The organism is Ferdinandcohnia sp. GQ5 (genome assembly GCF_059759275.1).
Genome location: NZ_JCAXEW010000026.1, coordinates 49,489 through 70,216, shown reverse-complemented (window position 1 = coordinate 70,216; position 20,728 = coordinate 49,489). Strand labels below are relative to the sequence as shown.

20 protein-coding genes are annotated in these 20,728 nt (G+C 36.2%); 13 read left to right on the top strand and 7 right to left on the bottom strand.

The window, feature by feature from the left end; genetic code table 11:
* Nucleotides 1–62: 62 nt before the first annotated feature.
* The 3 genes from AC6CHV_RS23765 to AC6CHV_RS23755 form a co-directional block, all read right to left on the bottom strand.
* A complete protein-coding gene (locus AC6CHV_RS23765) occupies nucleotides 63–152 on the bottom strand; it encodes a YjcZ family sporulation protein (protein ID WP_121449455.1) in 90 nt (29 codons plus the stop codon).
* A gap of 155 nt (nucleotides 153–307) precedes the next feature.
* Complete coding sequence (locus AC6CHV_RS23760; protein WP_341332589.1) at nucleotides 308–1,180, bottom strand: sulfite exporter TauE/SafE family protein; 873 nt, start codon at nucleotides 1,178–1,180, stop codon at nucleotides 308–310.
* A 104-nt stretch (nucleotides 1,181–1,284) separates the two neighbouring features.
* Nucleotides 1,285–2,184, bottom strand: coding sequence for an RluA family pseudouridine synthase (locus AC6CHV_RS23755; RefSeq protein ID WP_440273296.1), 900 nt, complete (start codon nucleotides 2,182–2,184; stop codon nucleotides 1,285–1,287).
* 170 nt (nucleotides 2,185–2,354) lie between these two features.
* Between AC6CHV_RS23755 and AC6CHV_RS23750 the strand changes: the two genes are divergently transcribed.
* Entirely contained in the window at nucleotides 2,355–2,756 is a 402-nt protein-coding gene (locus AC6CHV_RS23750; RefSeq protein WP_498079790.1) for a DUF5365 family protein, read from the top strand.
* A gap of 196 nt (nucleotides 2,757–2,952) precedes the next feature.
* On the opposite strand, the gene AC6CHV_RS23745 is transcribed toward AC6CHV_RS23750, so the two are convergent.
* Both AC6CHV_RS23745 and AC6CHV_RS23740 read right to left on the bottom strand, forming a co-directional pair.
* The gene (locus AC6CHV_RS23745) at nucleotides 2,953–3,432 is read right to left on the bottom strand and encodes a DUF6568 family protein (protein WP_121449459.1); all 480 of its coding nucleotides are present in this window, start codon (nucleotides 3,430–3,432) and stop codon (nucleotides 2,953–2,955) included.
* A gap of 3 nt (nucleotides 3,433–3,435) precedes the next feature.
* Nucleotides 3,436–3,876 (bottom strand): disulfide oxidoreductase, encoded by a 441-nt coding sequence (locus AC6CHV_RS23740; RefSeq protein WP_498079789.1) that lies wholly within the window; start codon nucleotides 3,874–3,876, stop codon nucleotides 3,436–3,438.
* 188 nt (nucleotides 3,877–4,064) lie between these two features.
* Here AC6CHV_RS23740 and AC6CHV_RS23735 point away from each other — a divergent pair, with 188 nt between their 5' ends.
* Together AC6CHV_RS23735 and AC6CHV_RS23730 are read left to right on the top strand one after the other, a co-directional pair.
* Complete coding sequence (locus tag AC6CHV_RS23735) at nucleotides 4,065–4,724, top strand: HAD family hydrolase (RefSeq protein WP_341332586.1); 660 nt, start codon at nucleotides 4,065–4,067, stop codon at nucleotides 4,722–4,724.
* A 12-nt stretch (nucleotides 4,725–4,736) separates the two neighbouring features.
* On the top strand, nucleotides 4,737–6,716 hold the full coding sequence (locus AC6CHV_RS23730; RefSeq protein WP_341332585.1) for an alginate lyase family protein: 1,980 nt from the start codon (nucleotides 4,737–4,739) through the stop codon (nucleotides 6,714–6,716).
* A gap of 43 nt (nucleotides 6,717–6,759) precedes the next feature.
* On the opposite strand, the gene AC6CHV_RS23725 is transcribed toward AC6CHV_RS23730, so the two are convergent.
* Complete coding sequence (locus tag AC6CHV_RS23725) at nucleotides 6,760–7,443, bottom strand: response regulator (protein ID WP_341332584.1); 684 nt, start codon at nucleotides 7,441–7,443, stop codon at nucleotides 6,760–6,762.
* Nucleotides 7,444–7,472: 29 nt separating this feature from the next.
* Nucleotides 7,473–8,972 (bottom strand): ATP-binding protein, encoded by a 1,500-nt coding sequence (locus AC6CHV_RS23720; RefSeq protein ID WP_341332583.1) that lies wholly within the window; start codon nucleotides 8,970–8,972, stop codon nucleotides 7,473–7,475.
* A 155-nt stretch (nucleotides 8,973–9,127) separates the two neighbouring features.
* On the opposite strand from AC6CHV_RS23720, the gene AC6CHV_RS23715 reads away from it, so the two are divergent.
* The 10 genes from AC6CHV_RS23715 (at nucleotide 9,128) to nagA (ending at nucleotide 20,698) form a co-directional block, all read left to right on the top strand.
* The gene (locus tag AC6CHV_RS23715) at nucleotides 9,128–10,429 is read left to right on the top strand and encodes an extracellular solute-binding protein (protein WP_498079788.1); all 1,302 of its coding nucleotides are present in this window, start codon (nucleotides 9,128–9,130) and stop codon (nucleotides 10,427–10,429) included.
* Between the two features lie 93 nt (nucleotides 10,430–10,522).
* Nucleotides 10,523–11,422, top strand: a complete 900-nt coding sequence (locus tag AC6CHV_RS23710) for a carbohydrate ABC transporter permease (RefSeq protein ID WP_341332581.1) — start codon at nucleotides 10,523–10,525, stop codon at nucleotides 11,420–11,422.
* Nucleotides 11,423–11,471: 49 nt separating this feature from the next.
* Entirely contained in the window at nucleotides 11,472–12,353 is an 882-nt protein-coding gene (locus tag AC6CHV_RS23705) for a carbohydrate ABC transporter permease (protein ID WP_440273295.1), read from the top strand.
* A 154-nt stretch (nucleotides 12,354–12,507) separates the two neighbouring features.
* Nucleotides 12,508–13,950, top strand: coding sequence for a sulfatase-like hydrolase/transferase (locus AC6CHV_RS23700; protein WP_498079787.1), 1,443 nt, complete (start codon nucleotides 12,508–12,510; stop codon nucleotides 13,948–13,950).
* Nucleotides 13,947–15,146, top strand: a complete 1,200-nt coding sequence (locus AC6CHV_RS23695; RefSeq protein WP_498079786.1) for a glycoside hydrolase family 88 protein — start codon at nucleotides 13,947–13,949, stop codon at nucleotides 15,144–15,146. Before AC6CHV_RS23700 ends, AC6CHV_RS23695 begins: the two co-directional genes overlap by 4 nt.
* 58 nt (nucleotides 15,147–15,204) lie before the next feature.
* Nucleotides 15,205–15,804 (top strand): DUF624 domain-containing protein, encoded by a 600-nt coding sequence (locus tag AC6CHV_RS23690; protein WP_498079785.1) that lies wholly within the window; start codon nucleotides 15,205–15,207, stop codon nucleotides 15,802–15,804.
* 148 nt (nucleotides 15,805–15,952) lie between these two features.
* Nucleotides 15,953–16,879, top strand: coding sequence for an ROK family protein (locus AC6CHV_RS23685; protein ID WP_498079784.1), 927 nt, complete (start codon nucleotides 15,953–15,955; stop codon nucleotides 16,877–16,879).
* Entirely contained in the window at nucleotides 16,824–18,356 is a 1,533-nt protein-coding gene (locus AC6CHV_RS23680; protein WP_440274499.1) for a sulfatase family protein, read from the top strand. The genes AC6CHV_RS23685 and AC6CHV_RS23680 overlap by 56 nt, the downstream gene beginning before the upstream one ends.
* A gap of 27 nt (nucleotides 18,357–18,383) precedes the next feature.
* Complete coding sequence (locus AC6CHV_RS23675; RefSeq protein WP_498079783.1) at nucleotides 18,384–19,532, top strand: SIS domain-containing protein; 1,149 nt, start codon at nucleotides 18,384–18,386, stop codon at nucleotides 19,530–19,532.
* A 20-nt stretch (nucleotides 19,533–19,552) separates the two neighbouring features.
* Entirely contained in the window at nucleotides 19,553–20,698 is a 1,146-nt protein-coding gene (gene nagA, locus AC6CHV_RS23670) for an N-acetylglucosamine-6-phosphate deacetylase (protein ID WP_341332573.1), read from the top strand.
* The last annotated feature ends 30 nt before the right edge of the window (nucleotides 20,699–20,728 follow it).

Genomic DNA, 20,728 nt, shown 5'->3' with positions numbered 1-20,728 from the left:
AAACCACTTAATGAGGAGATATAATAGGGATACACGTGGTGGATTCGCTTAAAACTTATAGATTAATATCTAACATAAGAGACACCCACAATGATTAATAGGATAAATAGAACTACGATTAACGCAAAGCTGCTTCCGTATCCACTGCTCATATATAGCACCTCCTTATTTAAAGAGATACTACATCGTATGGTAATACAGCTAATTTGAAATGGACGAACATGGAGATGTTGAAAAAAAGGTTCTTACCTATTTTTTGCATGTAAAAAACAAAAACAACATCCACTAGATATATAGGGATGTTGTTTTAACTAACTTCCTTTTCCTTAAGACGTACCTTAAGAGTATGAAGTAAAAAATGTAAAAGCATATAGAGGCAATAGGAGAACAGTATTAGTAATCCAAGAAGGTCCATTTGAAACAACTTTAGTAATAAGCTCAACCCGGTAGCAATATACAAACCAGCTAAGAAGTGACGAACCTGCTTATCCTCATACACATTTGTAACTCTTGCACCAAGCTGACCACCAATTAATGCCCCAACGATAAGACTCCCGATAACACCAAAATCAAGTTCAACTGTAGATGCATATGTGGTAAAACCTGCTATTACAATCATAAATACACTTAGCAAGCTTGTACCAACCGCATACTTTGGTTGAAAGGCGAGAACTCCAATCAATAAAGGAACTATAATAAATCCTCCACCTACACCTAATACAGTTGAAATAAAACCTGCGAATAAACCAATTAACACAATCTTCACATATGAATATTTGGTATTATGAATGGTTTGCACTTTACTTGACGAATTACTCACAAGTATTGAAATTGAAAAATATAAAATAAGTGCAATATACATCAATGGAATTATAGTATTTTCCAACTGATGCTTTCCAAGTAATAATACAAATGGGTGAGCAAGTTGAGTGGCAATAATTCCACTTATCCCAATCATAATCGATGTTTCCCATTTAATATTTTTTAGGCGAAAATGTGCAAAAACACCAGAAAGTGATGTTGCAACTGTATATAAAAGGCTTGTTGCGATTGCTATAACCGGAGAAAATCCCATTAGAATTAATGTTGGTGTAAGAATAAAGCCACCGCCGATACCAAAAAAGCCCGACATTACTCCAACACAAAGACCTAATATGAGGTAAATAAGTAAGTCCTGCAATGGCAAACTCCTTTCCTTATTCACTTTGTGTCCAATATTATACAGGAAAAAAGAAATTCCTGCATGTATCCAATACCCAATATGTGGAAAATTGGATGGATGCATTATGAAAAAATAAGCGAGTTATCCAGAAAAGGTGCCTTACACATAATTTTCTCGTTTGTAAGAGGGTGCAGCAAGCTAATTTTGGCAGCGTGCAGTGCTTGTCTTGGAACAATTGGTTGTCCACCATACAAGGTATCTCCCACAAGTGGGTACCCTAGATGGCTCATATGAACGCGTATTTGATGAGTACGACCTGTTAACAGTTCAAGCTCCACCAATGTCATTTTTTTATTGTCGATTGTTTGAATGACATTAAATTTTGTAATCGCCTTTTGTCCTGTCGGAGATACTCTTCTACGAGTCGGATGATGTCGATCCCGACCAATCGAGGCATCTATCGTTCCTTTTTTTTGTTTGATTATTCCATGCACTAAAGCTATATAAGTCCGCTTAATTTCACGTTTTTCCAATCTGCGGTCTAAAATTGATGAAGCTAATTTATGCTTCGCAAAAATTACAGCTCCTGTTGTGTCACGGTCAAGGCGATGAATATGACGAATCTTTGTGTGCACTCCGTTCGCTTGGAAATGGTAGGCAATCGCGTTAGCAAGTGTACCTAGTTGACCTTCCACATTTGGGTGTGTATCCATTCCTGCTGGTTTATTTGCAATTAGGAGATGGTCATCCTCATATAAAACGTGTAAGTCAGCTATATATTCTGGTGACACTCCATATTCCTCTTCAGGGAAAAGACGAACTTGAAGTTTATCATTTTGTTTAAGCAACGCGTTTAAATTCTTGGTTTCCCCGTTAAGTCTCGTCCCCTTTTCCATACGAAACTGATGAAGCATTTGCTTCGGCATTGTCCATTCAGTCTTAAGAACGTCTTCAATGGTGATACCTTCCCAATTACTCGGAACAGTAACTTCGAACCATTCTCCAAATCGTTTTGTTAACATGTAACCATCCTTTAGATTTTATCTGTTTTCTGTCTTTTAAAAGTATATCCAATCCACGTAATAAATGTAAGAGAAAGGTGGTTATGGAGGAAAGACTTACCGTACCAAAAACAAAGAATCCTGTGTTATTCTATTCTTATTACTATGGAGATACAAGGGTGGGTTTTACATTGAAAATTGTAGTAGCATCAACTCCTGAGCAGGAACATCATATTACGGAGCTAGTCGATTATATGTATTCTTCAATCTTTCCAACCTATTTTGAAGATGAGTATATTACGAAACTTGAAAAGTGGAATGTGTTAGCACCAAAAGAGGAAGACGTATACTATAATCGAACATTGGATAAGGCTTTTAAAGTCATGTCAAGCCTTCAAGCGATTATTGCTGTTTTGGAAACAATTCGGGAAGAAGGCTACCAAGAATATCACGGGGAAATCTTTGCCAAAAATGTGCAAATCTTAAATGATTACGGCTATTTGTTTCCATTCACTATCGAAGAGTTTCAATGTGTGAATAATCCAGACGTATTAAGTAAATATTCAAAACCAGCCAATAAATATCTAGCTTAATACATAAAGGTAGCGTAGCCTTTAGTCGAAAAGCGCAAGGCACTCAATTCCAGCTAAAAACAGGCACGCCATGTGCCTAACGCTGGAATCCTAGCAGTCCTGGCAAGTGCGACAAGGATAAGATGAGCGCTGACAGATGGTGCTTGAAGCTAGACAAGGATAAAAAAATCCCTGCTCATAGAGTAGGGATTTTCTTTTATTTTGAAGTTGCCATTGCACCTTCAAAGAAAGTTTTAAATTCGTTATGATCTGGATGATACCCAACAAGACGTGATACTTCTTCACCATTTTCAAAGTGAATTAATGTAGGGGTATACTCAATTCCGTATTTATTCCAACCTTCCTCAAACTCAAGAAGATTGTATTTCTTTAAATCAAGTCCCATTTCATCTACCATTGGAATGATGACTGGAGTTGTTTCCTGACAATGTGGACATGTTGGACTGTAAAAATAAACAGTCATGGTTTCACCATTTTCTAATTTTGTTTCTAATTCGTCAGGTAAAATTTGATTTCCGTAGTTTGGATCATCGAGCTGTTTAACAGTAGCAGGATCTAGCTTATCTTTCCCATAAGGATTACCTTCCGATTGTTGTTTGTTTTGAGTAGTTGTTACAAAAGCTAATGCTCCGAAAATAGCAACAATAATAACTGTAAAAATAATAACTTTTTTCAAGATTTATTTCCCTTCTTTCAATTTTTTTAGTGTAATAAAACTAGTTATTGCAATAATTGTAAAACCTATTAATGCTAAAAAAGGTATAGTTACAAAACCAAACCAGTTAATGTATTGGCCTGTACATGGTACAACACCACATGCGAGTGAGTTCTCACCAACCGCTGGAATCTTTTGTACGAGATAATGATAGATTGAAATCGAACCACCGATTAATGACAGGATAAAGGTATAGAGTGCAATGGAATAGTTCTTTTTAAAAATAGCGATTCCTAAAATAATTACGAGTGGATACATAAAGATACGTTGGTACCAGCAAAATTCACATGGTGCAAATTTCTGTACTTCTGAAAAATAAAGGCTGCCAAGCGTGGAAATTAATGCTGCAGCAAATGCGATAAATAAATATGTTTCCAGTACCTTTTCATTTGATTTAGAGTTCAATCGTCTCCCTCATTCCACATAAAGTATACTAAAAATTATAGTATCACTCTAGACGATTGTAAAATGTAAAATCTTGAAGTGAAGATATATATGTGGACAATTTGTGACAAAACTGGTAGAGAGAAAATGGACATTGCTTATTAATTCTTTATAATAGTAGGTGGATTAGATAGACAGGAGATGGTGAAGTGATAAAGGCAGTTATTTTTGATTTTGATGGCTTAATTTATGATACAGAAACCAGTGAATATAATGTGTTAAATGAAATCTTTCAAGAGCATGGTTCCGAGCTACCAATGTCCGTGTGGGGAAAGGTAATTGGAACGCAAGCAGGATTCAACGCCCTTTCATTTTTAGAAGAGCAAATTGGAAGGAAAGTTGACCACGATGAATTAACTAAGTTGAGAAGGGACCGATTCAATGAACGAATGAAGGATGAAGGTCCATTACCAGGAGTTGAGGAGTACCTTACAGCTGCAAAAAAAGCAGGATTGAAAATCGGTTTAGCCTCTAGCTCTACTTACGAATGGGTATCAAATCACTTGAAAAATCTTTGCTTATTCGATTATTTTGAATGCATCCGTACTTCTGATGATGTTGAAAAGGTAAAACCAGATCCAACCCTATATTTAGAGGCAGCAAAATGCTTAGGCGTGACACCAGAGGAATGTCTAGTCTTTGAAGACTCTGCAAATGGTGCATTAGCAGCTAAACGTGCGGGAATGTATTGTGTCGTGATACCGAACCAAGTAACAAAGGATTTAGAATTCTGTGAGGTTGATCATCGCTTGGAGTCGATGGCCTTAATAGAATTAACTCAATTAATTCAAAAAATTGAAAATCAATAGGGGAGAGAAGATGTGGGGATATTTGTTGATGAGATAGACTTTTTAAAGAAAGCGGTTCTTAAGTTTACAAAAAAAGAAACTGAAGAAACAATTCATCGAGCAAAGTTAGCGTGTAAAAATACATTTATTTTTACTCATCCTTGGGATATGGAACGATGTGAGGAGGAAGTTTTTTTTCCAGAATCTATCGATTGGACATATTGTTTTAATGGGGACGAGGAATGGGCCTTTATGTTAAATCGTCAACGTTATTTGGCAGAAATCGGTATGGCCTATGTAGTAGAAGAGAATGAAGAATATGTGATTCACTGGAAAAGAATTTTTAATGAATGGATAGAAGCAAATAAAGATAAAACCATTCGCCCATATACATATCGAAAAATAGATGCCGGAATCCGCGTGACAAATTGGTTAAAGGGTTTTCAATATATCAAGCAATCACCACTTTGGACTGAATCAGACAGCTATCTATTTCTTCAACAATTGAAGGAGCATGGTGAGTTTTTATATCGTTCATTTACCGCTTTTGATTTTCAAAGTAATTGGGGATTTTTAGAATTAAATGGGCTTATACAAACTGCTTTCCTGATGGATGAGGAAACAAAGAAGAAGTGGATTGACGAAAGTCTTCAACGTATTGAGAAAATGATACCCTTACAAATATACAATGATGGTTATCAAAAAGAACAATCTCCTATGTATCATCATGAAGTCCTTCATTGTCTAGTAGAAATAAGCTTAATTTTACAAAAGAACGACATTAAAACTCCGAGCTTTATCACGGATGCTGTTAATAGAATGTATACCGCAACTTACAAACTCATGAAACCAAATCGACATCAACCAATGCTTGGAGACAGTGATGATACGGACTTGCGTGAAATTTTTGCAATAGGAGCAGTATTATTAAACCGTACAGACTTAAGGGCGTTTACCGAAGAACCGTATATATTTGATCTGCTATGGTACTTTGGGGAAAAGGGATTACATAAATTTCAAGCTTTGCAACAGATAGAACCCACATTTGCATCTACAAACCTTAAAGATTCAGGAGTAACCCTTTTTCGAAATGGATGGGGACAGGAAGATGAGTACCTTCTTTTTGACCATGGAATAATGGGACAAGTCAATAAAGGCCATGGGCATGATGATACCCTACATATTGAATTGATGGCTGGTGGAAGGGAATTTTTAATGGACGGTGGTCGTTATACGTATTGTGAGACTGAAGAAAGAAGGTACTTTAAAGAGGCAAACAGGCATAATACGATTACCGTTGATGGTGTCTCCGCTTCAGAATATATCAATACCTGGGAATGGAAAAATGCAGCACGGCCAGTAAACCAGTTTTACCGAATCGAAGAAAAATATCAATATGCCGAGGCTGGACACACAGGATATTGGAGATTGAAATCGCCTGTTCATGTTACTAGGAAAATTATTTATCGCCCAACAGAATATTGGTTCGTCCTTGATATTTTTGAATCAAGCGGTGTCCATAGCTATGAGCAACATTTCCATTTTCCAGAACATACTCCAGTCAAATGGACAGAGTATGGGGAGTTAGCAACCATGTATCAAAGTGGTGCTAATCTGCGGATCATCCCTTTGAATATTTCTGATAAAGATGATGTGATTATCAAAGATGGTAAGCTATCAAGACATTATAATAAAATTTGCTCTGCACCCTCTGCATTGGTTCAATATAAAGAAAAAGATTCATTCGCTGCTCCTTTCCTTATGATAGCGACAGCAAAGAAGAAAGAGGTTAAGGTTAGAAAACGATCTGTTTCACATCTAAATGGAGCCATTAAGAAAGATTCGGAAGCAATAGCCTTTGAAATCATAATCAATGGTAATAAAGATATTTTAGTATTTTCATTGACTGGAGCAGATAGTTTACTAGTTGATGGTTTTCAATTATGCGGAGAAACAGTTATAATCACTGAGCAAAATGACAATGGTTTTGAAGTTTACAATGTAAAGTCATAATGGAAAAAGGGTGGCTTCTATCGAAGCCACCCAATAAATGTTTTTATGACATATTATTGATAATATCAATAACTTCATGTTCTCCTAATAATTTTACTACTTCTCTCGTATTCCGCTTATCAAACTTTTTTAATATACTATTCACTTGCTTTTTGATCGTATCGATTTCGACACAGCGCACTTTAGCTATCTCTTTCCTAGTATAGTTATTACAAAGTAATTTTAGGACGATTAATTCAGAAGGAGTAAGGGTTGAGATAATTTTAAAAATAGAAGAAAAATTAGCCTCTAGTTGTTTAATTCTAGCAAATTCTTCACGGATTTTGCTTGCAATTACCGGTCTTATTGGAGATGTATTTGTAATAGCACAGTTAATCGCTTCGATAATTTCCTCTTTCTCCGCATTCTTTAGAACATAGTCAACTATTCCAGTTTGAAATGCAGCAAACACGAGGTTATTATCTTGATGTACAGTTAGAATAATAATTTTTGTATCTGGTAATTTACTACTTATTTCTGAGGAAGCGTTTATACCTGCCATATAATCTTCCATCTCAATATCCATTAAAATGATATCAGGTTTTTTTTCTAAAGACATGCTGACCGCTTCTTGACCACTTCCAACAGAACCCATTAATTCAAAGTTGTTTTCAGAAGAAATAATACGCTCCAAACGTCTGCGATGTGCTTCAATATCATCTGCTATAAGAATATGTATTTTTTTCATAGCTACCTCCTTCGAATGAAGTTGTTTTATTAAAGAAAAAGCGGTAAATAGATACTAAATTGGGTGCCCTTATTTCGAACACTATCGATTTCTATTTTTCCTTCATGACCGGTTACAATTTTATGACAATAAGAAAGACCAATTCCCCAATTTGTTGAGGACGATTTTGTTGAATAAAAAGGAGTGAAAATCTCATTAAAATCATCGGTTTGTAGACCAGTGCCATTATCTTTTATTTTTATCACTCCCCAATCTCCAATTTCCTTAACTTCAACTTCAATAATGCCTGTTTCCGAAGATACAACCTCCAGTGCATTTTTAATAATATTGTAGATAGATTCCTGTAAATGTTTCGGATCTCCTTGCACAATTATTGAGTCTTTAACAGCGTGGTATTTCAAAGAAATGTTTGAATTTTTTAGATTAACCCTTTTAAGAGCGGTTTTTACAGGAACGTTCAAATCAATAGGTTCAAAATTCAAGGTGATCTGATTTAGTTTATTTCCGGCATCTTCTACTCTATTAAATGCCTGCTGACATGAATCATAGATAAGGTCCAAACTATACAGAGATTCTTCATCATCACCTACACGCTCTCTCAAAAACTCTGCTTCAGACCGAATAGCAACTAAATGATTTTTAATGGAATGAGTAAAAGCACGAACACCCAAGGAAGCAGTATCAATTTTTCTATCAGTTATAAGTATCAAATTTCTATAATAATTTTCGATTGAATTATACTTATATACTGTGTAGGCCATGAATACTAGAGTTAGAACAGCAATTAATGGTAAAATCCGTAATTCCAACAAAAATTTATGAATGTCTGGATGTAAATAATTAGGATATTGAGTGCTAAAAGTCGTTCTTACCAACATATCTGGTGCCCAGGAAAACATAGATAAAAAAACACTCGCTAGCAGAATTAAACTAATCAAATTGAATAATGTATATCTTTTGATGAATCGAACGTGTGAATGTAAAAAATAGTTTCTAATGAATAGAAAGATTCCAATCACAATATATCCGATATTTGAAAAGAGAAAAATGCGGTCACCATAATATATGTACGATTTGTAAAGTCCCTGTAAGTTATATTCAATCGCAGTGTCTTGTATGGAAAGGTTTAGCTTTGGGTCATAAAAGAAATACTGCAGCACTGCAATCATAGTTAAGAGAATGTAGATTGGGATCATTTTTCGATTGCCTTTTCTACTAGTCGTGTAGGAGATAGCAAAAAATAGAAAACAAAAATAAAAAAGGATTGTTCCGAAATTCAAAATTCGCAAAAGAAAATCCGGATTAAAATTATGCAATACAAGAGAGTTCCAAGAACCTGGTGTAAAATTAAAAAATTTATTAACAAATTCATAGGAAATATTGAACTTACTTAGGTAAAGCACCAATCCAATAAATGAAAGGGTATAGCCAACAGTTAATCCAAAAAGAAATATCGTTGAGTAACTTTTAATATTTCGATAGATTAACATAATTGAAATTGATAATAACAAAATTGCAATAAAGAACAATTTCTACCCTCCTATAGTCATTATTTTACTTAAAAGTATTGCAGAAGGGGAATGAAACTTTCACCTTTTACAAAAAAGTTCGAAAAGTTACAATAAGGTAAGCCTTTACAAAGTAATTATACAAAAAAATCTAAGTTAAAAAAGGGGGAAATATTTTGAAAAAGCTTTTTAGTTTTCTAATCTTCTTATCTCTTATCTTAGTTCTAGCAGCATGTGGTGGAAATTCAACATCTGGTGATGGAGATACTTCTAGTGATTCCTCTAGTAAAAAAAATTCAAGTGAGACATCACTAAAAGTAGCTGTATTCCCTGCGGATCTACCATCATTTGAAAGCGCATACGAAAAGTTTAAAGAAGAAAATCCAGATATCAACGTCGAGTTTGAAACGTTCCCACAAGAACAGTACTACGAAAAAATTAGAATGCAACTTTCTAGTGGTATAGGTTATGACGTATTTGCTGGTCAAATCGATACGATGATGGATACTGGGATTATAGAACCACTTGATTCTTATATTGAAAAAAGTGATTTAGATGTTGCAGGTTTTGCCTCTATGTATGATGCGATGAAGTATGAAGAGGGAGTTTTAGGTCTTCCTTATCGTAAATCAAATAATATGATGTTCTACAACAAAGATTTATTTGATCAAGCAGGAGTTGAATACCCAAGTGAGGATATGACGTGGGCAGAATTCCGTGAGGTAGCTAAAAAATTGACGAGCGGAAGCGGCGCTGACAAAACGTACGGGGCATTTATTCAACCTTGGCCACAACTATGGTATATGCAAGGGGTACAAACTGGAGCTTCTATCATTGATAAAGATCTAAGTATTTTTGCAGATTCCCTACAATATCGTATAGATTTGGAAAAAGACGGTTCCATCATGAGTTGGTCCGAGCAAGTTTCTACTGGAGCGCATTACAATGCTGCGTTCCAAAAAGGAAATGTTGCAATGAACATTATTGGTGACTGGCATGTTGCACAGCTCCGACAAGCTGAAGAAGAAGGAAAAATTTCCTTTGACTGGGACGTTGTTCCTGTGCCACACCCTGAAGGTGTAGAAGCAAATACAACACTTGCCTTACCAGTTGCATTAATGCTGAATTCAAAGTCTGAAAATAAAGATGCTGCCTTCAAATTTCTAAGTTATATGACTGGAAAACAAGGTGCTGAAATATTTGCTGGTGATGGATACCTGACTGGTTATGTTGATGAAGATATTAAATCGATCTATCTAGGAGATGGCGAATTAAAGCCAAAAAATGGACACTATTTCTTAGAAACAGTCGAATATCCAGAATATCCAATGTTACCTGGTGTGAAAAACATTGTCGTACAGCAAATCTATAAACAAGAAGGAGAACTTGCTCTAATTGGAGAACAAACCGTCGAGGAAACTATCAATAATATTGCTAAACGTGTTCAAGATGAATGGGCAAGTAAGTATGCAGAATAGGTAATATTAGTTGACATCAAACCATGGTAGGGATGAGCACTGTATTGGGCCACAATACGGTGCTCATTCATATCATAGAAGGGAAGAAAAACAATGAGTAAAAATAGCAAATATCAAACGTCATTTAAGAAGAGAAATCGCCTCATTGGTTATTCGTTTCTTCTACCAAACATTCTAGGTTTTCTAGCTTTTATTTTCCTGCCTGTCATCGCATCATTCTTTATGAGTTTTACTTCATGGAATGGGTTCGGGAAAATTGAATTTATTGGATTAGAAAATTACTTAAGATTGTTTGAGGACACGGATTTTAAGATTTCATTGATAAATACTATCTTGTTTACCCTCATTTCAGTACCAGTAACGTTATTCTTATCACTTTTAATTGCAGTAGCACTAAATAAAGGAATGCGACTAGTAAAAGTGTTCCGTACAGCTGTATTTTTACCGTATGTAACTTCAACCATTGCTGTTGCTGCTGTTTGGCAATTAATCTTCAATCCAACAGCTGGACCTGTTAATGGGTTCTTATCAAATCTTGGATTTGATAATCTACCAGGATGGTTTTCTTCTCCAGACTGGGCTCTTTTTTCTGTATCCATTGTGTACATATGGCATTCTGTTGGATACTACATGATTATATTTTTAGCAGGCTTACAAGGTATTCCAGAAGATGTATATGAAGCAGCAGATATTGATGGTGCGAGCTCCATTTCAAAATTCTTTAAAATAACAATGCCGATGTTATCACCTATTATGTTCTTTACTTCTATTATTGCGATTATCAATTCCTTCAAAGTCTTTGACTTTGTATACGCGTTAACTGGTGGAGGACCAGGTCGTTCTACTCAGGTGCTTGTGTACGATATATATACCACAGCATTTAAGGAGTATGAATATGGATACGCTTCTGCAATGGCCTATATCCTATTTTTACTAATCCTAATTTTTACGGCTTTAAATTATTTAGGTCAAAGAAGATCCCTCAATTCATAAGAGAGATGAAACCGTGCCATATATTAGACAAAGAGGGGAGAATCGATTCGTGGAATTAGTGACGAATTCAAAAAAGGTGGAATCGAAGAGAAATCAAAGAAAACCACTACCGAAAATAAAATTTAGTACATTCTTAAAATATTTATTTGTTATTACCTTGTCACTATTAATGGTTATTCCTTTTATTTGGATGCTCTCTTCATCATTCAAAGCAGAGTCCGAAATATTTGGAATTCCAATTCAGTGGATTCCAGAAACGTTTTACTGGAGTAACTATGTGGAAGTGTGGACGAGGGTTCCATTTCATCTTTACTATTTAAATACATTGAAAATAACGGTTATCACTGTAATTTTGAACGTGTTAACAAGTTCGATGGCGGGATATGCATTTGCCAAAGTGAGATTCCCAGAACGAGATAAATTATTTTTCCTATATATTGCGACCATGATGATCCCTTATCAAGTAATGATGATTCCGCAATTCATGCTGATGAGTGAATTAGGACTTGTTAATAACCATCTATCGCTTATCTTACTTGGAGCCTTTAATCCATTTGGAGTATTCTTGTTCCGTCAATTTTTCTTATCAATCCCAGATGAATTACTAGAGGCAGCAAGAATTGACGGATTAAATGAATTTGGAATTTACTTAAAGATTATTTTGCCACTTTCAAAACCGGCAATAGCATCACTGGTTATTTTTTCTTTTATGCATACATGGAATGACTTCCTTGGACCTTTAATTTATCTTACATCAGATCATCTATACACAATCCAATTAGGAATCCAGCATTTTATTACTGAGTATAACACTGAATATGCCTTATTGATGGGAGCTGCAGTATCTGCGATTATCCCTACAATTATTGTCTTTTTCTTAGCACAAGACCATTTCGTTAAAGGAATCGCATCATCAGGGATTAAAGGTTAATAAAAATGAATCAGTGGTGGATCGAGTCGTGTCCCCACGGTATTTGCCACCCATCCCCCCACTAAATAAGTGGGGGGATAAGTGAAGGAAAGCAATCCAATTTTGTTCAAAACTAATGGAAAAAATGAAAACCACATGATGGAGAGTGAGTTAGATGGAGAGCAACAATAGACCTAATCTTGTGTATATTTTTGCAGATCAATGGAGAAGACAGGCGGTGGGTTATGAAGAGGAGGATCAAGTAATCACACCAAATATAGATGCTTTTTCCAAAGAAGGTACAGTTTTTTCAAATGCGTTGACTGTTTCTCCATTGTGCTCGCCTCACAGAGCATCTTTACTGACAGGAAAATATCCTATTCATACGGGAGTATTTACAAACTGTAAAGTAGGTGCGGATATCATGCTACAACCAGATGAAACTTGTATAAGTGATGTCTTAGCAGATTCAGGCTACGAAACCTGCTATATCGGAAAATGGCATCTGGACTTACCTGATCTAAACGTGACTGATAAGCCTGCTTCAGGTGCTAAAGGATGGGATGCTTACACCCCACCTGGTCCAAAGCGTCATGGATTTCAGCATTGGTACTCATACGGTGCCTGGGACGACCACTTATCTCCACATTACTGGGGGGATAGTCCGGAAAAGATAAAAGTCCAACAATGGTCCGTTGAACATGAAACAGATAAAGCAATTGAGTTTATTGAAAAACGGGATCAAGAGAAAGCTTTTGCACTCTTTATTTCGTGGAATCCACCACACAGCCCATTTGACCAAGTGCCGGATAAATACCGAAAAGTATATGAAGGAATGGATCTCAAGTTTCGTAAGAATGTAGAGATTCGTGATCCACTATTGGTTCATACCGGAGAACATGTTGATGGCGGAGAAGAGAAGTTAAAGGAAAATCAACTTAATTATTTTGCTGCTATAACTGGAATAGATGAGCAGTTTGGTAGAATTCTAGAATTATTAAAAGAAAAAAACTTAAATGAAAATACCATTGTGGTACTCACATCCGACCATGGAGAGATGATGGGTTCACATGGTCTAATGGCGAAGCATGTATGGTATGAAGAATCAATCGGAGTACCATTTATCATCCGCTGGCCTAATAAAATACCAAAGGCAAAATCAGAAGTGTTGTTAAATACGGTTGACATTATGCCAACGATTTTATCATTAATGAATTTGGTAGCACCAGATTCGGTTGAGGGAACAGATTTATCTGATTTTATCATTAAGCAAACGAATGAAGGCCCAGAATATGCGTATATTAGCTGCTATCCTGGAAGAAAAGAAGCCTTGGAGCAATTCCAAGAAGCAGGAGTAAGTAATCTCGCCTATGGATGGCGCGCAATAAGGTCGAAAGAATATTTGTATGTGATTCACAATGGATATTCTCCGGAAGATGTACAAAAAAGGTTGTTTTATAAGTTAATGGAGGATAAATTTCAACAACACCCAGAAGCAATTAGGGAGCCAGTCAAACACCCAATCGTATCGAAACTAGAGGGGAAATTATGTGACTGGTTAAATGAAATGAACGATCCATTTTTACTATATCATGTGAAAAAGGTGGTAGAACAATGACTGTAAGTGTAAATGAGGTACATACGGAAAAAATTTTAAATAAAGAAAGATTTGAACAGAAGTCTAACGTAAACAGAGCATTTGTTGAAAAAGCAATTGACCATGTATTAGCAAAAATCGATCAAAGCTTAGATGAGTTTACTGATTTCTTTCCCGATTCAAATAGTGAAAATCTGGTCTATAAACCAATCGAAAACGTAGAGTGGACGACAAGCTTCTGGACTGGAATGCTTTGGCTAGCTTATGAATGGACTGGTGATGAGAAATATCGAAAAGTTGCAGAAAAACAGCTTGATAGCTTTGTAGAACGATTAGAAAAGCGAATTGAAGTTGATCATCATGATTTAGGATTTCTATATTCGCTGTCATGTGTGAATGCATATCAATTAACTGGGAATGAAAAGGCAAAAGAAACAGCCATTAAAGCGGCTGACCTATTAATCACTAGGTATTACGACAAAGCGGGTATTATCCAAGCATGGGGAAATCTAAATGACCCTGCAGAGCGTGGCAGAATGATTATTGATTGCAATATGAATCTACCATTACTCTATTGGGCATCAGAAGTTACTGGTGATAAAAAATACCATCAGATTGCCGAAACACATGTCAAACAAGCAGCTAAATATATTGTGAGGGAAGATGCATCAACATTCCACACTTATTATATGGATCCAGAAACTGGTAAGCCGTTGTATGGAAATACAAGACAAGGATATTCAGATGATTCTTGTTGGGCCCGTGGCCAAGCATGGGGTATTTATGGTTTTCCTTTAAGTTACTCCTATACAAATGATTGGAGTTTAATTGAACTAACGAAAAAACTCACAAACTACTATTTAAACAGAATCCCTAAAGACTACATTTGCTATTGGGATTTGATATTTACTGATGGTGAAGAAGAAAGAGATAGTTCTGCTGCAGCTATAACAGTTTGTGGATTACTAGAATTAACAAAGTATTTACCACTAACTGATGAAGATAAGAAGTTATATGAAAATGCAGCGTTATTGATGGTTGAATCACTTTATGAAAATTATCGAACTGAAATTGACAGTGAAGCAAATGGAATTCTCAAACACGCTGTCTATTATAAAGGGGGAGGCCGCGGAATCGATGAAAGCTGTATTTGGGGAGATTATTATTATTTCGAAGCCCTCATTCGATTAGCAAAAGATTGGAAAAAGTACTGGTAAGAATAAATTAGTTGGTTAAATATAATGCCTACCACATGTAGAAAAGGAGACAAAGGATATGGGAATATACGACAGTAAATTATATAGGGCAATGGATTTTATCATGAATACCTTCTTATTAAATTTAATTTGGATTCTTATGTGTATTCCCATTATCACGATTTTCCCAGCAACAGCAGCTATGTTTGGTGTCATTCGTAAGTGGAAAAGAGAAGGCGAAATCAAAATATTCGCCTCCTTTTTCCGTTTTTTTAAAGAAAATGTAAAACAGGGAATCGTCCTCGAGTTAATCTGGTTATTTATCGCCTTTCTTTTTATAGTTAACTTTAATTTTACAAACCAAATTCCTTCAAATGTGAAGTATGTGTTATTTGCAGTTTACTTTCTGGTCTTAATCCAATTTATCTTTATCACTCTGTATATATTCCCAGTCATGGTTCAATACAAAGTAACTTGGATCCAGACGATTAAAAACTCACTTATTCTCTCGATTCGTAACCTACCTAATACAATTTTATTACTCCTAATTCTGAGTGCAGGTATAGCGATTATTTACTTTTTTGCAGGGGCTACAATGATCATTTTTAGTTTAATTGCATATTTCATTTATAGTGTTGTGGATTGTACTTTCCATAAGATGACAGAAGAAATTATCTAATTATTATTGGTATGATAATATTAAGCAGAATTATTCGAAAATAAAATTGGACCCAACAACCCATCAATTGTATAATGAAAATACAGTCTAATAAATTATTAATCTAACTGTAATTAAGATTTAAGTATTGTGGTGAGGTGATATATACATGAAACGATCAATAGGAGTCGATATTGGAGGAACGAAGATTGCCGCAGCAATCATTGATGAAGATGCAAACATTCTGTTTCGTTCAGAGGTACCAAGTGACCCAAGTGATAAAGAAAAAATGTTTCAACAAGTAGTGAAGGTAATTAACAATGTTTTGGATGAATCGCATTTGAACATGCAACAACTTGAAGGCATTGGGTTAGGGGTACCAGGAATTTTAGATCGAGAATCAGGTATTGCTGTTTTTCAAAATAATTTGCCGTGGAGAGGTTTTCCGGTTATTCAACGGATCAAGGAAGCCTTTCCTGCAGATAAAGTTGTAATTGATAACGATGTTTATATGGCAGCCTTTGCAGAGTGGCAAAAATATGGAGCAAATCCACATGAGACCTTTGTATATTTTACAATCAGTACTGGCATTGCGGTTTCAATTATTCATAACGGAGATTTTATTCGAGGAATGGGATTTGCTGGTGAACTGGGGTTATTGCCTGTGAAATCTGCCAATGGAATCGAAAGACTGGAACAAGCGGCAGCTGGCCCTGCGATTCAAAAATTAACGAACAATTCAATGACAACTAAAGAGGTCTTCGAAAAGTATCAGCAAGATGATGAATTTGCACACTCTTTAATTCCGAAAGTAGTTGAATCACTTGTACATGGCTGTTATGCCATAACTTGTTTATTAGACCCCGAAAAAATTGTCTTTGGGGGAGGAGTTATTAATAACAATCCTTTTTTGCTTCCATTAATCAAGGAGAAAATGGAGGAGTACTGTATTCCAGACCAGAAAGCAGCTGTCAGCCGATTGCATTTAAGTCAATCGAAGGGTGATGCTGGTGTTCTTGGAGCTGGACTGAGAGTTTTTGATGGGATGCGAGGAGATACCAGTGAAGAAACCAAATATCTTATTAATCACGAGTGATCAGCAGCATTTTGACACGATTGGAGCTTTTAATTCTGAAATTCAAACCCCCAATCTAGATCGTCTAGTGAAGGAAGGTATTACGTTTCAACGAGCGTATTGTCCCAATCCAACCTGTACGCCATCACGAGCATCAATCATAACAGGAATGTATCCGAGTCAGCATGGTGCATGGACTTTAGGAACCAAATTATTAGAAGACCGCCATACAATTGGAGAATACTTACAGGAAAACAATTATCGTACTGCTTTAATAGGGAAGGCTCATTTACAACCAACCAAAACAACAGATGAATACGAGTCCGTTGAATCCTATCCACTATTAGCAGATTTGGAGTATTGGAAGAGCTTTGATAAAGAATTTTATGGGTTTGAACATGTTGAACTAGCACGAAACCATACGAATGAACATCTTGTAGGACAACATTATGCTTTATGGATGGAAGAAAAGGGATGTGAAAATTGGCGTGACTACTTTCTTTCACCAACAGGTAACATGGACCCAAATATAAAGTATAAATGGGATATTCCGGAAGAGTACCATTATGATACGTGGATAGCAGAGAGGTCAAATGCTCTACTAGAAGATTACGTAAAAAATGGTGAGAATTTCTTCTTGTGGTCTAGCTTTTTTGATCCACACCCACCATACCTTGTACCAGAACCGTGGGATACAATGTATGACCCGGAACAATTGACCATACCGACAGGAAAAGAAGGGGAGCATCAGCAAAATCCCCCACATTTCCAAATGACCCAAGAATTAAACCCTGATTTCAGCTCTTACATGGAGACAGGCTTTGGAATTCATGGCTACCATACTCATCGTGACATTGACGAAGAAAACCATAAAAAGCTTACAGCTACCTACTACGGCATGATAAGTATGATGGATAAATATATTGGAAAAATTCTTGATAAGCTTGATGAACTAAATATCGCTGACAATACGATTATTGTCTTTACAAGCGATCATGGTCATTTCTTTGGGCAGCATGGGCTCCAGTATAAAGGCGGGTTTCATTACGAAGATTTGATTAAAGTACCTTTTATTGTTCGCTATCCAGGGAAGATTCCAGCTGGAGTTGTTTCAAATGCTTTGCAATCATTGGTAGACCTCACACCTACATTTATGGATTTTGCAGGTTTAAAGATTCCTAGCGAAATGACTGGTGTTAGTCAAAAGGAAGTTTGGAAAGGAAATCTAAGTAGTGTTCGTGACCATATCATCTGTGAATTTCGTCATGAACCAACGACTATTCATCAAAAAACATACGTAGATGAGAGGTATAAACTTACAGTCTACTATAACCAAACATATGGGGAGTTATTTGATTTACAAGAAGACCCCAATGAATATAACAATCTTTGGAATCATCCAGATTACACTACTTTGAAAATGGAACTGTTATTGAAATACATTTGGGCTGAATTGGGCAATGAACCACTTCCTATGCCACGAATATCACATGCATAACAATGAATATAGTTGGGAGATGTACTTATGTTGAAATTAGAAGGCGCTACACATACTGCTTCCGAAATTTTCCAGCAACCAGTTGTTTGGAAAAAGTCAATTTCACTTTTTGCTCAAAAAAAGGATGAATATAAAGGTTTTCTACAGGACATATATTCAAAACACGAAGTTGTTAAGGTAATCCTAACTGGGGCAGGTACTTCAGCGTTCATCGGTGATATACTTGCACCAATATTTAAACGAGAGGGTAAAAATAAGGTCTTTTTTGAAGCTGTAGCTACAACAGAAATTGTATCTAATCCAAGCGAATATTTAGTTTCAGAAATACCGACCATTCTCGTTTCGTTTGCGCGTTCTGGAAATAGTCCAGAAAGTGTAGCGACTGTTAATCTAGGTCAACAATTAATTAACGATTTTTATCAAGTCGTTATTACTTGTAACAAAGACGGACAGCTTGCTCAAAACGTAAAGGATGACAAGGATAGTCTCGTTATCTTACTTCCTGAAGAAGCGAACGACAAATCATTAGCGATGACGAGTAGTTTTTCTTGCATGCTGTTAATGGCTTACGCCTTGTTTACAAACAATCCATCTTTTGAACAAGAAATGGATCTTGTGATTGAAAATGGAAAACAATTAATTCAATCAGTGGAAGCATCAGTAGACAGTGTGTTGGAATCTGAGTTTAATCGTATCATCTATCTTGGTTCTGGATTACTTGGCCAATTAGCTCATGAAGCTTCATTAAAGATGCTAGAGCTAACCGCAGGAAAAGTAGTCGCAACATTTGAATCTTCATTAGGTTTTCGTCATGGTCCCAAATCAATTCTTAATGATAAATCAGTTGTTGCATTATTCCTATCAAGTGATCCTTATACAAGAAAATATGATCTTGATATTCTTAAGGAAATTGCAGGAATTCCAGGGGTTAAAGTCATCGTATTAACAGAAAAAATAGATGAAACAGTAGAACAATATGCAGATTGGAAGTTCTCGGTGAATACATCTCGAGAATTACTGAGTAACGACTTTTACTTAGCTTTATTATATATCGTCTTTGCCCAAACATTAGCCATGAAAAAGTCTATCAATCTAGGCATTTCACCTGATAATCCAAGTCCAAATGGAGTCATTAGCCGTGTTGTTCAAGGTGTAACAATCTACGATTATGAGTGAGCTGTAAAGGAAGAATGACAATGACATACTATTTAAAAGCTGAAAAATATCTGCTAGAAAATGAGGAAAAAAAGGGTGGCTACTTGGTAATTGATGACGGGAAGTTTGGGTCTATTGTGAGCCAGGTTCCGGAGGATGCAGAAATCATTGATTACAGTGGTTACACGATTGCTCCAGGGCTATTTGATACTCATATTCACGGTATTAAAGGAAATGACATTATGGATGGAAAGGTAGAAGTAGTCAAAGAAATCTCAAAGACACTCCTTTCTCTAGGAGTGACTCGCTTCTTACCGACTACATTAACGTCATCAAAAGATGACTTGGACCGTGCAATAATTGCAATTCGAGAAGCGGTAGAAGAAGGTCTTCCAGGTGCCCAATCGGAAGGAATTTTTTTAGAAGGCCCATATTTCACTGAACTTCACAAAGGAGCGCAAAATGCTAGCTACTTCCGAGATCCAGATATTAAAGAGTTTGAATATTGGCAAGTATTAGCGAATGGATCTATTAAAAAAATAGCAATTGCACCAGAAAGAGAAGGGGCTTTTGAGTTTATTCGAAAAGTGAGTAAAGAAGGTGTATTAGTGAGTATTGCTCACACTGATGCAACTTATGGATGCTGTATGGAAGCTGTGGATGCGGGGGCAAGGAATTATGTCCATTTATTTAATGGAATGACTGGATTACATCATCGAGAACCAGGTGTCGTTGGGGCAGCTTTAATAGACGACAGAGCTTATGCTGAACTAATATGCGATAGCTTTCACGTGCACCCGGATGTTTCCTCGTTAGCATTACGAATCAAAGGGGAAAAATTACAACTGATTACAGACTGCATGCAAGCAGGATTAATGCCGGACGGCAATTACCAACTTGGTGAATTTCCAGTAGTCATGAAAGATGGAATAGCCCAACTTGAAGGCGGTTCCCTAGCAGGGAGTACGTTGAAGTTAATTAATGGAGTAAAAAACCTACAAGAGTGGAGTAACGAGCCTTTATATAAAATCTGGCATCTAGGCTCATTAACTCCGGCTGTGAGTGTAGGGAGAGATATGATTCTGGGTAGCATTTCATCAGGTAAGGTTGCTGATTATGTTGTTATAGATGAACAATTTGAGGTTCAGGCTACAGCAGTTGCGGGCGAAGTAAAGTATCAGAAATAAAGGGTTAAAAAATCTAATAAAGGGTGATGA